We start from the raw sequence: 13,460 nt of genomic DNA, 5'->3' as shown, positions 1-13,460 counted from the left end.
TCGGCAGCGCGCCCCGGAAATTGAGGCGCGCGTGCCGCCCGCCGGTCAGGCCGCTTCGGCCACCGGACGTCGCGCGTCGCCGGCCATCGACTGCAGCAGCGTCGTCGTCGCGTCGAGGCGGAACACGGCGACGGTGTCGGTCAGCGCGGCCGCCTGGTCTTCCATCGCGCGCGCGGCCGCCGAGGCTTCTTCCACCAGCGCGGCGTTCTGCTGCGTGGTCGCGTCCATCTGGGTGATGGTCTGGTTGACCTGTTCGATGCCGGCCGCCTGTTCCTGCGAGGCCGCCGAAATCTCGGCCATGATGTCGGTCACGCGCTGCACCGAGGCGACGATCTCGCCCATCGTGCGGCCGGCCTGGCCGGCGAGCGCCGCGCCTTCCGACACCTTGCCGGTGGAGTCATCGATCAGCTGCTTGATCTCCTTGGCCGCCTGCGCGCTGCGCTGGGCGAGGGTGCGGACTTCCGAGGCGACGACCGCGAAACCGCGGCCCTGCTCGCCGGCGCGCGCCGCCTCGACCGCGGCGTTGAGCGCGAGGATGTTGGTCTGGAAGGCAATGCCGTCGATGACCGAGATGATGTCGCCGATCCGGCGCGAGGACTGCTCGATCTCGGCCATCGTGGTGACGACCTGGCCGACGACCTCGCCGCCCTGCGACGCGACCTGCGCGGCGCTCGCCGACAGCTGGTCGGCGCGGCGGGCGTTGTCGGCATTCTGGCGGACGGTGGAGGTCAGTTCCTCCATCGACGCCGCGGTCTCCTCGAGGTTTGCCGCCTGCTGCTCGGTGCGCTGCGACAGATCGTGGTTGCCGGCGGCGATTTCCGACGATGCCGTCCCGATCGCGCCCGAAGCGTCCTGGATGCGCGACACGATGCCGGTCAGCTGGGCGACGGTCGCGTTGGCGTCGTCGCGCATCGCGGCGAACACGCCGTGGAAGTCCCCGTCCATGCGCGCGGTCAGGTCGCCGCGGGCGATGGCCTGCAGCACGCCGGATACGCTGGCGAGGTTGCCGTCCGCGGTCCGCATCAGGCGGTTGAGGCCGTCGACCATGTCGTGGAAGTCGTGTTCGAACCGCGCCGCATCGCCGCGCACCGCGAAGTCGCCCTGCGCCGCGGCCGCGACCAGCCGGCGGATCTCGCCGTTGATCGCGGTGAGGTTGGCCTTGGCGGTGTCCATGGTCTCGGTGATGACGGCCTTCTCGCCGGGCAGGCGGTCCATGTCCTGGCGCAGGTCGCCGACCGCGTAGCGCTGGATCACGTCGACCAGGCGCATCTTGACCGCGATGTGCGCGTCGACGAGGTCGTTGGTGCCGGCGACCATGGTGCCGTACTCGCCGGGGAACGCGGCGGCGTCCATGCGGTAGCTGATCGTGCCGGCGTCGTGTTCGCGGGCCATCCCGCGCTGGGCGGCGATCACTGCGCGCAGCTGGTCCTGCATGCGCTGCATCGCGGCGAGCACGTCGCCGGTCTCGTCGCCGCGTCCGCGTTCGATCGGTGCGGCCAGTTCGCCGCGGCTGACGCGGTCCGCCGCGTCCAGCGCCTGGCGGAGCGGGCGGGTGATGCCGCGCGTGAGCAGCCAGGCGATCGTGCCGCCGGCGACCAGCGCCACGCCGGCCAGGGCCAGCATCAGCAGCGCGAATCCGTCGGCCGTCGCGACCGCGGCGGCGGCTTCCTGCTGGTTCTTGCCTTCCTGCAGATCAATGAAGGCGTTGATGCGCGCCAGCCAGGTGACGAACGCGGGCGCGGCCTCGGCCATCAGCAGCTGCTGCGCGCCGGCGGCGTCACCGGCCTCGCGCAGGGCCCGCACCTGGGCGATCAGCGGCAGGGCTTCGGCCTCGATCGCCCGGATGCCGTCGAGCAGCACGCGTTCCTGCTGGTCGGTCGAGCCTGCGACGAGCGTATCGAGCGGCGCGGCGGCATCCGCATAGAAGCCGGCCAGCGTGTCGATCTGCGCTTCGGCCGCGGCGACGGCGTCCGGGCCGTCGGCCAGCACCACGTCGCGCAATGCGATCGCACGGTCGTGCACGCTGCCGCGGAAGTTGATCGCGTGGCGCTGCTTGACGCTGTTGACGTCGTTGATCGTGTGCAGGCCGTCGCTGATGCGACCGACGCGGTGGATGCCGATCGCGGTGAGCACCACCATCAGCAGGATGACGCAGGAGAACCCGATCGCGAGCCGCTGGCCGATCCGGAGGTTGCCGAAGTTCATGGGGAGGAATCCATCGTGAGCACCCGATGCGTGCAGCCACGCTGCCGACCGTCGGGCATACCGGTCGGATCCCATAACGGCGCGGCGGACGCGCTCTGAATGAGATGCCGGTGGAACGCACAATGTGATTCATGTCTCGGACGGCAACGTGCTGACGGTGTGAATTCCGTTGCGGTGTCGATCCGATGCGCGCGGGTGATCCCCCTTCCGTGTCACTCGCTCAGAACACCTGCCGGCGACGCGGGCGCAGCACGCCCGCGTCCCCGTCTCAGGCAGCGGCCCGCATCACCGGCGCGTCCCGGTCCGCCGGCGCCACGGTGTCGAGCCGCACCGTCGTCGTGTCGATGCGGAAGACCGAGACCGTCTCGGTCAGGCCGGCGGCCTGTTCTTCCATGGCACGCGCGGCGGCCGAGGCTTCTTCCACCAGCGCGGCGTTCTGCTGCGTGGTCTCGTCCATCTGGGTGATGGTCTGGTTGACCTGCTCGATCCCGGCGGCCTGTTCCTGCGACGCCGCGGCGATCTCGGCCATGATGTCGGTCACGCGCTGCACCGACGACACGATCTCGCCCATCGTCTTGCCGGCCTGACCCGCCAGAAACGCGCCATCGGTCACCTTGTGCGACGAGTCGTCGATCAGCTGCTTGATCTCCTTGGCGGCTTGCGCGCTGCGCTGTGCCAGCGTGCGGACCTCAGAGGCGACGACCGCGAAGCCGCGCCCCTGCTCGCCGGCACGTGCCGCTTCGACCGCGGCGTTGCGCGCGAGGATGTTGGTCTGGAAGGCGATGCCGTCGATGACCGAGATGATGTCGCCGATCTTGCGCGAGGACTTCTCGATGTCGGCCATCGTGGTGACGACCTGGCTGACCACGTCGCCGCCCTGCGACGCGACCGAGGCCGCACCGATGGCGAGCTGGTTGGCTTCGCGGGCGTGGTCTGCGTTCTGGCGCACGGTGGACGTCAGCTCTTCCATCGACGCGGCGGTCTCTTCGAGGTTCGCCGCCTGCTGTTCGGTGCGCCGCGACAGGTCGTCGTTGCCGGCGGCGATCTCGGACGATGCGGTCCCGATCGCATCGGAGGCGCCTTGGATGCGCGCGACGATGCCGGTCAGCTGGGCGACTGTGGCGTTGGCGTCGTCGCGCATCGCGGCGAACACGCCGTGGAACTCGCCGTCCATGCGCACGGTCAGGTCGCCGCGCGCGATGCCCTGCAGCAGCGCGGACGCGGCCGCGAGATTGGCGTCGGTCGTGCCCATCAGGCCGTTGAGGCCTTCGACCATCAGGCGGAAGTCGTGCTGGAACGCGGCCTCGTCGCCGCGCACGGTGAAGTCGCCACCGGCCGCGGCATCGACCAGATGGCGGATCTCGTGGTTGATCGCGAGCAGGTTGCGCTTGGTGGTGACCATGGCCTCGGTCAGCCGGGCCTGTTCGCCGGGCAGCGCTTCCATGTCGACGGTGAGATCGCCGATCGCGTAGCGCTGCATGATGTCGACCATGCGCATCTCGATGTCGATGTGCGCGCCGACGAGCGTGTTGGTGTCGCGCACCATGCGGCCGTACTCGCCGGGGAACCGGCTGTCGTCCATGCGGTAGCTGATCTCGCCCGCGTCGTGCCGGGCCGCCATGTCGCTCTGGGCGGTGATCACCGACTGCACCTGCGTCTGCATCGCCTGCATCGCGCCCAGCAGCTGGCCGACCTCGTCCCGGCGCGTGGTGTCGATCGCGCCGCCGAGCTTGCCGGCGGACACGTCGTTGGCGACGCGCACCGCATCGCGCACCGGCACGACGATGGCACGTGCGATGAACCAGCCCATCAGGCCGGCGAGCACGCTCAGGGCCACGATGCCGGCGAGGATCGCCTGGCTGCTCGTGCTGTACAGCGCGTCCGTCTCGGCGATGTCGCCGTGCAGCTTGGTCGTGGTCTGCTCGCCGAGTTCCTTGAGTGAGGCGAACAGGTCGCGCCGCATCGGGCGCGACTTGTCGTCGGACACGGCCTGCGCCGCGACCGGATCGCCGGCGGCGAGCGCCGCCGCGATCTCGTCGTGCGCGCCGAAGTAGGCGGCCAGCTTCTCGGTCACGTCGGCATACAGCGTGCGTTCGTCGGCCGTCAGCGGCAGCGCCTCGTAGAGCGCCTGCTGCGCCTGCACGATGGCCTTGCTGTCGGCCATGCGCTTGTCGTAATCGAGGATCGCGTCCGGTTCGTCGAGTCGGGTCAGCTGGGCCATTTCGAAGGTGCGGAACTCGCCGAGCTGCGCCCGGATTTCGCCGGTGTACTGCATGGCGGGGACGTCGTGTCCGCTGACGTTCTGCAACTGGGTGTTGAGCGCGCGCAACTGCAGCAGGGCGAACACGCCCAGTGCGATCGTCATCAGCGAGGTCAGGGTGAAGGCGACGGCGAGCTTGCGGCCGATGGCGAGATTCTGGAACCACTGCATGGGACATCTCCGGGAACGGGCGATGGAACGATCAATCCGCAGACAGGCGGATGCCCCGTGTCGCCAGTGCGGGATGCGTACGCGTGGTGGTGCGTGTGGCGGGTCTGCACTCCAGTAACGGCCGCGTGAAGGAATGCTTGAGGCGCGGTGCGCCCGGCGTCGTCGGACCCGTGCGCGAACCCGCCGCGTGGCGCGGACACGCGGGTCGCGCGTGCGCCGCGTCGGCGGCTCAGAAGCTGAACTGCGCGCGCAGCTCGCCGACGTGTCCGCGGGTGGTGCGGGGCCCGCGCGTGGCGTCGACGAATACCACGTTGGCCTGCAGCTTGAGGTGCCGCCACGGATACCAGTTCGCGCCCGCGGTCCAGTTGCGCTCGCGGCCGCCGGCGATGCCGTCGCTGTCGAGGTCGATGTGGCTGTGGCGCAGCAGCAGCTCGACCGAGCCGGGCCCGGGATTGCTGACGTTGCCGCCGCTGTAGCTGCGCGATCCGCCGGTCACCAGCCAGCTGGCGAACAGGTAGTAGCCGTCCGTCGAATAGTCGCCGAGCGTGCCATTGCGTTCGCTGGTCTGGCGCAGGTATTCGCCCTGCAGCGACACCGGGCCGCGGATCCACAGTGCTTCCACGCCGCTGCGGTGGATGTCGCCGACACCCGCCAGCGCGCCGGAATCGACCAGCCGCAACGGCGCCAGCGACGCTTCGGGCTTGGCTCGCCAGCGCACCGACGGCGGCACTTCCACGCCGAGGCCGTTGGTCTCGCCGCGCAGGCGTTCACGGGTGGCCGACACGCCCAGGTGCAGGACGTCGCCGGTCGCTTTGCGCGGCGTCCAGGCGGCGCGGGCGGCGAGGGTGTTGCCGGGATTGTTGCCCTGCAGGTCCTGGCCGTAATAACCGGCGTTGACCAGGTAGTGCCGGCGCTCGAACGCCCAGTCGAGGCCGATCCGGCGGCCCTGGTAGAACGCCTGCGTGGCGAGGCTGTTCTCCATGAAGCTGGCATTGCGGGTCGCGGTGTTGCCTTCGAACCCGAGCGGCAGCTTCATCTGCCCGACGCGAACGCGGCCGGCATCGCGCCCCAGGAAGGCCTGGCTGTCGAGCCGCAGCGACACGTCCATCCAGGTCTTGGCCTCGAAGTCGAACGCCACCCCGGCTTCGTAGACGCCCTTGCGCTTCAGCGACACCCCGAATTCCCGGCGGCGCCAGCCGTGCGCGTCGTCGAGGCGCGTCGCGCCCCGGTCGAAGTCGTCGCCGTCGGACGTGTTGCCGTCGTAGGCGACGTTGCCCGTCGCGGCGAATTCGGTGCCCGCGGCGGTCGTGAGCTTCGGCGGCCAGACGCTGACGCCGTCGGATGCGGCCGTGGCGGCGAAGGGGGCGAGCGCCAGCAGGGCCAGCAGGGCCAGCGAAAGGGTGGCGTGAGGTGTCATGGATATGGTCTCCGGATGTGCGACTGGGTCCACCACCGGTCCCGGCTGGTGGCGGACTGCGCAATGACGGAGGGAACTGGCGGGACGCGACGCCCCGTTACGCGGCCTGCGGCACCCGCAACGAGCGCACCAGGCCGCCGACATCGACGATCAGCGCGACGCGGCCGTCGCCGAGAATCGTCGCACCCGACACGCCGTCGATGCGGCGGTAGTTGTTCTCGAGGTTCTTTACCACGACCTGCTGCTGGCCGACGAGCTCGTCGACTTCCAGCGCCAGCTTCTGGCCGTCGCCTTCGACGACGACGACCAGCGGGTCCTCGCGGCGCGGCTGGCCGTAGCGGTAATAGGTGTTGAGCGAGACCAGCGGCAGGTATTCGCCGCGCACGCGCAGCACGCGGCCGTCGCCGGCCATCGTGCGCATGTCCTCGGCCTGCGGCTGCAGCGCCTCGATGACGTGCGACAGCGGCAGGATCATCGTTTCCTCGCCGACGGCGACCGTCATGCCGTCGAGGATCGCCAGCGTCAGCGGCAGGCGGATGACGACGCGCGTGCCGCGGCCGAGCACGCTTTCGAGCTGCACTTCGCCGCCCAGCGCCTGGATGTTGCGGCGGACCACGTCCATGCCGACGCCGCGCCCCGACAGGTCGGTGACCGCATCGGCGGTGCTGAAACCGGGCTGGAAGATCAGGTCCCAGACCTGCGCGTCGGTCGGCTTCTCCGGAACCGCGAGGCCCCGTTCGGCCGCCTTGGCGAGGATGCGTTCGCGGTCCAGGCCGCGGCCGTCGTCGCCGACCTCGATGACGATGTGGCCCCCCTGGTGCGAGGCGGCGAGCGTGATCGTGCCGGTCTGGTCCTTGCCGGCGGCGACGCGCGCATCGGGCAGTTCCAGGCCGTGGTCGATCGAGTTGCGCACCAGGTGCACCAGCGGATCGGCGATCTTCTCGATCAGGCCCTTGTCGAGCTCGGTGCCTTCGCCGAGCGTGCGCAGGCGGACCTGCTTGCCCAGCCGCGCCGACAGGTCGCGGACCAGGCGCGGGAAGCGGCGGAACACCGCCTCGACCGGCAGCATGCGCACGCCGATGACGGCTTCCTGCAGGTCGCGCGTGTTGCGTTCGAGCTGGTCGAGGCCTTCGAACAGGCGCTCGGCGAGCACCGGATCGAGATTGCTGCTGACCTGCTTGAGCATGGCCTGGGTGATGACCAGTTCGCCGACCAGGTTGATCAGGCCGTCGATCTTGTCGGTGCTGACGCGGATCGAGCTTTCGGCGGGTTCCTGCGGGCCACGCGCATCGGCCGCGCCGGGCGCGGCGTTCGCCGGATCGGCTTCGGTGGCGACGCCGGCATCGACTGCCGCTGCCGGAAACACCGGCTGGATGTCGAGTTCGCAGTCGTCCTCGACCCAGGCGAAGACTTCGTCGACGGCGCTGCGCGGCACCGCTCCGACCAGGCCCAGGTCCCAGGCGAGGTAGGCCTCGAGCGGATCGAGCTGCGCGAACGCGGGCAGGCGTTCCGTGCGGCAGGCGACGGCGAGCGACCCCAGGCCATCGAGCTCGCGGATGATGCGCAGGGGGTCGTTGCCGCTCATGAACAGCGAGGGCGCCGGCGTGAAGCCGATCTGCCAGCCGCTGGGGTCGGCCTGCGGCGGCGCCGTCGCTTCCACGGCGACGGGGCCGGGGGCCTCCGTGCCCGAGAGCACGGCATTGAGCCGCGCCTGCACGGCCTGCGAGGCCTGCGGATCGGCGGGCTGGCCGGTCTCCGCTTCGCCGAGCAGGGCGCGCAGCACGTCGACCGAGGCCAGCATCGCGTCGATCGCCGGCCCGGTGACCGCGCGCTTGCCGGCGCGCAGTTCGTCGAGCAGCGTTTCCAGCACGTGGGTCAGCGCGGCGACGGCGTCGAAGCCGAAGGTCGCGGCGCCGCCCTTGATCGAATGCGCCGCGCGGAAGATCGAGTTGATCAGTTCCGCGTCGCGGTCGCCCTGCTCGAGCTGCAGCAGGCCCGCTTCCATCGCTTCGAGTCCCTCCCGGCTTTCCTCGAAGAAGGTGGCGTGAAAGCGCTGCATGTCCATGCTCATGGGAACTCGGCCTGCGATCGGAGTGCGGGAGGGCGGGGCTGACTCAGCCCAGGACCTTCTGGACGGTGGCGACGAGCTGGTCCGGATTGAACGGCTTGACCAGCCAGCCGGTCGCGCCGGCGGCCTTGCCTTCGGCCTTCTTGTCGGCCGCGGACTCGGCGGTCAGCATCAGCATCGGCGTGAACTTGTAGTCGGGGATCCCGCGCAGCGCACGGATCAGCGCGATGCCGTCCATGTTCGGCATGTTGACGTCGGTGACCACGGCGTTGAACCGCTGTCCCTGCGCGCGCCCCAGCGCGACCTGGCCGTCCTCGGCCTCGTCGACGGTGAAGCCGGCGGAGGTCAGGGCGAAGGACACCATCTGGCGCATCGAGGCCGAATCGTCCACTACCAGAATGCGTGCGCTCATGCGGGGTTCTCCACTGTGCTTGCGTTTGAAATGAGGGGGGCGTCGCCGGTCAGGCCCAGCGACGTGCCGACGCCGAGCAGGGCGGCGGCATTGCGCAGCGCATCGCTGCAGCCCTGCAGCGACGTCGCGCGGCCGCTGCTGCGACGGCTGGCGAAGAAGGCGCAGAGCACCTGCACGCCGGCGGTGTGCAGGCGCGAGACGCGCGCGCCGTCGAGTACGATCTCGACCGCATCGTCCAGGTGCGGAGCCAGCCGCGCATGCAGTTCCGCGCTCGCTTCGATGCCGAGATCTTCGCCGAGGTCCAACGTGTTCATCGCGTCTCCGCGGTGGGGGTCCGTTGCCATTAGCGGCACCGGTGAGCCGAGCTTTAGCCGACGGCCCGTGAGCGGGCCGAGGGACTCAGCGCGGCGTGTGCAGCGTCGCCGACAGCAGCCGGGCGGCGTCGAGCAGCAGCATCACCGCGCCGTTGAGTCGCGCGATGCCGCGGATGCGGTGGCCGCCGACGGGCGCCAGGCGCGAGGTGTGTGTGCCTTCGACATCGGCATCGGCCACCAGCACCACATCCTCGATCGCGGTGACCCGCAGGCCGAGCACGTCGCCGCCTTCCTCGAGCACGACGACGCGGGTCGTCGCCGACTCGCCGATCGGCGGTTCGCCCAGCTGCACGCCGAGATCGATGACCGGCACCACCTGGCCGCGCAGGTTCATGATCCCGGCGACGCTCGGCACCGCGCCGCGCAGCGGCAGCAACGGCGTCGGCAGCACGACCTCGCGGATCTTCAGCAGTTCCACGCCGTAGACCTGGTCGCCGCAGCGCAGGCGCAGCCAGCGGCCGTTGCGTTCGTTGGCGCGGCGCAGCGGCGCGGCCGGTGCATCGGAATTCTGCGCCTCGCCGGCACGGCCGCGCGGCGGCAGGCGACGCGGCGGCAGCGCAGGACGCGAGAGCGGCGGGGTCGCGGCGTGTCCGGTGTCGACCGGCGGTGCCGCAGGCGCGGGTGGCGGCGTCGCCGGGGCCGGTGCGGCTGCCGGCGGCATCGGTGCGGCCACGACGTCGACCGTAGCCGCCGGCACCGCGCGCAGCGGCGCTGCGACGGGCGCCGGTTCCGCCGTCGCGCCGGACAGCAGCACGCCGAGATAGTCGTCGACGACGCCGGCCGCGTTCACGCCGCCAGCTCCAAGGCCTTCTCTTCGGCCAGCAGCCAGTCGAGCGCGCGGCCGTAGGCCGACAGGGCACGTCCGGCGGGCGCACCGTCGACGACCTGGCGCGCCAGCGCGTCGGCGTTGCTGAGCTGGGTGTCGACCGGCACGGCCTGGTCCCAGATCCGGTCGCGGTATTCGTCCTGCAGCTGGGCCAGCGTGTCGCGGCCGATGCGCGTGCGCCGGTCGTACATCGTCGGGATCACCGACACCGGCAACGGCCGCTGGCGCGAGCGCTCGACCATCTCCGCGGTGCGGACCATGCCGGCCAGGCCGTACAGCGCCAGCGGTTCGCACTGGGTCGGGACGATGACGCGGTCGGCGGCGGCCAGCGCATTGACCATCAGCAGGCCCAGTGTCGGCGGGCAGTCGAGCAGGATCGCGTCGTGGCCGCCGGTGTGGCGGGTGATGGCCTGCGACATCGCCAGGCCGAGGCCGGGCTGGGTCGCGCTGCGACGTTCGATCGTCGCCAGCGCGGTCTGCGCGCAGACGAAATCGAGGCCCTCGGTGCTCGACGGGCGCATCAGGCTGGCGAGGCTCGACGGCGGCGTGCCGAACAGGTCGGCCACGCCGGCCGGCGGCGGCGTGCCCGGCACGCCGAAGGCCAGCGTCAGCGAGGCGTGCGGATCGAGGTCGACCAGCAGCACGCGCAGGCCGCGCGCGACCATCGCCCGGCCGAGGGCCAGCGTGGTGGTGGTCTTGCCCACGCCACCCTTCTGGTTGGCGATCGCCCAGACGCGCATCAGGTCTCTCCTTGCGGGGTCGGTTGTGGGGGAGGCGGGGGTGGCGGCATCACGACGGCGACCGCGGGCGCCTGGGGTGCGGCTTGCGGTGCCGCCGGCGCCGCGGCGACGGCGGGTGCGCCGATCGGGCGGCCACGTTCGCTGTCCGGGGTCGCGAGCACCATCAGCACCACGCGCCGGTTGGCGTTGCGGCCGTCGTGGCTGGCGTTGTCGGCCTTGGGCCGGTATTCGCCGTAACCCACCATCACCAGGCGCTCGGGCGCGAGGCGCTCGCGCACGAACAGATGCACGACGCTGGCCGCGCGACCCGCCGACAGTTCCCAGTTCGACGGGAACTGCGCGGTGTTGATCGGCTGGTCGTCGGTATAGCCCTCGATGCGCACCGGGTTGGGCAGGTCGCGCAGCACGTTGGCGAGCTTGCCGAGCAGGTCGCGCGCGCCGGTCGCCAGCGCGGACGAGCCGCTGGGGAACAGGATGTCGCTGTTGATCTCGACCTCAAGCCACAGCTCGGACCGGCGGATCGTGATCTGTTTCGCTTCGACCATCTCGGCCAGCGCCGCTTCCAGCTCGACCGCGATGCGCGCCAGCTGCCGGCGCGAGGCGGCGATCGACGCGGCGTCGGCCTGCTGGTCGCCGATGCGGTCGCTGCGCATCTTCGATTCGAGCATCGGGGTCAGCGGCGAATCGAGCACCCGCGACGAGGAACCCGGCCCGTGGCCGGCGCCCCCGGGAATCGGCACCGGCTCGGTCAGGCTGGCGTCGCGCAGGCGGTTCTCGCCGACCTGGATCGGATCGATCGTGCGCGGCGTGCCGCTGAAAGCATTGGCCAGCGAATCGGCCAGCACCCGGTACTTGCCCTCGTTGAGCGAGGACATCGCGTACATGACGACGAAAAAGGCGAGCAGCAGCGTCATCAGGTCGGCGTAGGGGATCGCCCAGGCCTCGTGATTGGCGTGTTCCTCGTGGTGGCGCTTGCGTCCCATCAGTGCAGGAAGCCGGCCAGGCGCGCTTCGATGTTGCGCGGGTTCTCGCCCTGGGCGATGGCGATCAGGCCTTCGATCGCGAGTTCGCGCTCGCCGGAGCGGCGCTGGATCACGCTCTTGAGCTTGGCCGCGACCGGCAGGAAGAACAGGTTGGCCGAGGCGATGCCGTAGATCGTCGCGGTGAACGCCGCGCCGATGCCGTGGCCGAGCTTGCTGGGATCGGCGAGGTTCTTCATCACCGCGATCAGGCCGAGCACTGCGCCGACGATGCCGAGGGTCGGGGCGTAGATGCCCATGCTCTCGAAGATCTTCGCCGCGGCGAGATCCTGCTGCTCCTCGCCGTGCAGTTCGATTTCCAGCATGTGGCGGATCGCCTCGGGCTCGACGCCGTCGACCAGCATCTGCAGGCCCTTGCGCAGGAAGGGATCGGGTTGCGCCTCGACGTACGGCTCCAGCCCCAGCAGGCCCTGCTTGCGCGAGACGTTGCTCCACTCCAGCAGTTGCGCGACCAGCGCGCCGCGGTCGCCGACCGGTGGCTTGATCGTCCACTTGACGATGCGCATCGCGCGCTTGAACACGTCGGGCGGCGTGTGCAGCAGGATCGCCGCGACCGTGCCCACGATGACAATGACGAACGCCGCCGGGGACCACAGTGCCGCGAGACCGGCGCCCTTGAGCACGCTCCCGCCGACCAGGGCGATGAGCGCGAGCACGAGTCCGACGATGCTGAAGATATCCATGCTGACGGTATCGGCGAGGGGGGCGTCGACTTGAACGGAAAGGTCGCGATGCGCGCGCCGTCAGGCGATGCGCAGCGCGTCGACATCGAGCACCAGCGCCAGCCGGCCGTCCCCGATCAGCGTCGCGCCCGAGTAGCCGGGCAGGCCGCGCAGCGCCTTGGGCATCGGCTTGATGACGACTTCCTCGCGGCCGCGGACCTCGTCGACGACCAGGCCGAAGCGGCTGTCGCCGCGCTGCAGCACCACGATCGTCAGCAGCGGCGCCTGCAGGGCGGGCTGGCCCAGCCAGTGGCGCAGGTCGAGCAGCGACAGCGTGTGCGAGCGGCGGTCGAGCGCGGCGCGGCCGTCGAACCAGTTCACCGTGTGCGCCGGCGCGTGCAGCACTTCCTGCACGCGGGCCAGCGGCAGCGCATAGGCGTCGTCGGCGGTGTGCACCAGCAGCGCCGGCAGGATCGCCAGCGTCAGCGGCACGCGCAGCGAGAAGCGGCTGCCGCGGCCGAGTTCGGAATGCACCTGGATCTGACCGGCGAGTTCGCGGATGCGCGACTGCACCACGTCCATGCCGACGCCGCGGCCGGAGATGTCGCTGACTTCGGTCCGCGTGGAAAACCCGGCGAGGAAGATCAGGTTCAGGCATTCCTCGCTGCCGAGACGCGCGGCGGCTTCGGCGTCGATCAGGCCTTTCTCGATCGCCTTCGTGCGCAGGCGCTCGGGGTCGATGCCGGCGCCGTCGTCCTGCACCTCGATGCCGACGTAATCGCCCTGCTGCTGCGCGATCAGCCGCACGGTGCCGGCGCGCGGCTTGCCGGTGGCCTCGCGCAGCGCGGGCATCTCGATGCCGTGATCGATGGCGTTGCGCACCAGGTGGATCAGCGGATCGGCCAGCGCCTCGACCAGGTTGCGGTCGAGCTCGGTCTCGGCGCCGTGCAGTTCGAGTTCGACTTCCTTGTCCAGCGCCCGGGCGACGTCGCGCGCGAGTTTCGGGAATCGCGAGAACACCTTGCCGACCGGCTGCATGCGCGTGCGCATGACCGCGCGTCGTGACCGCGCGGTCGAGATCCTCGTCGCGCAGGCGTGCGCGCAGGGTCTTGAGGCGGTTGCGCGCGAGCACCAGTTCGCCGACCAGATCGACGATGGCGTCGAGGCGCTTGGTGTCGACGCGCACCGTCTGTTCGCGCTCTGACGCGGCCGGCGCACCCGCAGGCGGCGCATCCTGCGCCGACGGGGCGCGTCGCGGCGGCGCCGGCGCGCGCGCGGGCGCTGC

10 protein-coding genes and 1 pseudogene are annotated in these 13,460 nt (G+C 70.9%); all 11 read right to left on the bottom strand.

From position 1 onward, the window contains the following. Positions 1–45: 45 nt before the first annotated feature. The gene (locus CJ022_RS00515) at positions 46–2,205 is read right to left on the bottom strand and encodes a methyl-accepting chemotaxis protein (protein ID WP_101924769.1); all 2,160 of its coding nucleotides are present in this window, start codon (positions 2,203–2,205) and stop codon (positions 46–48) included. A 268-nt stretch (positions 2,206–2,473) separates the two neighbouring features. Next, the gene (locus CJ022_RS00510; RefSeq protein ID WP_101924768.1) at positions 2,474–4,636 is read right to left on the bottom strand and encodes a methyl-accepting chemotaxis protein; all 2,163 of its coding nucleotides are present in this window, start codon (positions 4,634–4,636) and stop codon (positions 2,474–2,476) included. Positions 4,637–4,865: 229 nt separating this feature from the next. Further along, a complete protein-coding gene (locus tag CJ022_RS00505; RefSeq protein ID WP_101924767.1) occupies positions 4,866–6,053 on the bottom strand; it encodes an OprO/OprP family phosphate-selective porin in 1,188 nt (395 codons plus the stop codon). A 97-nt stretch (positions 6,054–6,150) separates the two neighbouring features. Further along, positions 6,151–8,124: a chemotaxis protein CheA gene (locus CJ022_RS00500; protein WP_101924766.1), complete on the bottom strand. Its 1,974-nt coding sequence runs from the start codon at positions 8,122–8,124 to the stop codon at positions 6,151–6,153. Between the two features lie 43 nt (positions 8,125–8,167). Then, complete coding sequence (locus CJ022_RS00495) at positions 8,168–8,533, bottom strand: response regulator (RefSeq protein WP_101924765.1); 366 nt, start codon at positions 8,531–8,533, stop codon at positions 8,168–8,170. Next, positions 8,530–8,847: an STAS domain-containing protein gene (locus tag CJ022_RS00490; RefSeq protein WP_101924764.1), complete on the bottom strand. Its 318-nt coding sequence runs from the start codon at positions 8,845–8,847 to the stop codon at positions 8,530–8,532. Before CJ022_RS00490 ends, CJ022_RS00495 begins: the two co-directional genes overlap by 4 nt. Positions 8,848–8,932: 85 nt before the next feature. Continuing rightward, positions 8,933–9,697, bottom strand: coding sequence for a chemotaxis protein CheW (locus CJ022_RS00485; RefSeq protein ID WP_143703843.1), 765 nt, complete (start codon positions 9,695–9,697; stop codon positions 8,933–8,935). Then, entirely contained in the window at positions 9,694–10,473 is a 780-nt protein-coding gene (locus CJ022_RS00480) for a ParA family protein (protein WP_101924762.1), read from the bottom strand. Before CJ022_RS00480 ends, CJ022_RS00485 begins: the two co-directional genes overlap by 4 nt. Further along, entirely contained in the window at positions 10,473–11,456 is a 984-nt protein-coding gene (motD, locus tag CJ022_RS00475) for a flagellar motor protein MotD (RefSeq protein ID WP_101924761.1), read from the bottom strand. The genes CJ022_RS00480 and motD overlap by 1 nt, the downstream gene beginning before the upstream one ends. After that, the gene (locus CJ022_RS00470) at positions 11,456–12,196 is read right to left on the bottom strand and encodes a flagellar motor protein (RefSeq protein ID WP_101924760.1); all 741 of its coding nucleotides are present in this window, start codon (positions 12,194–12,196) and stop codon (positions 11,456–11,458) included. Before CJ022_RS00470 ends, motD begins: the two co-directional genes overlap by 1 nt. A 60-nt stretch (positions 12,197–12,256) precedes the next feature. Continuing rightward, positions 12,257–13,460, bottom strand: a pseudogene (locus tag CJ022_RS00465) (chemotaxis protein CheA); the annotation flags it as partial.

Source organism: Luteimonas rhizosphaerae (genome assembly GCF_002849595.1).
Lineage (GTDB): Bacteria > Pseudomonadota > Gammaproteobacteria > Xanthomonadales > Xanthomonadaceae > Luteimonas > Luteimonas cellulosilyticus.
This window is presented reverse-complemented; position numbering and strand designations above follow the sequence as displayed.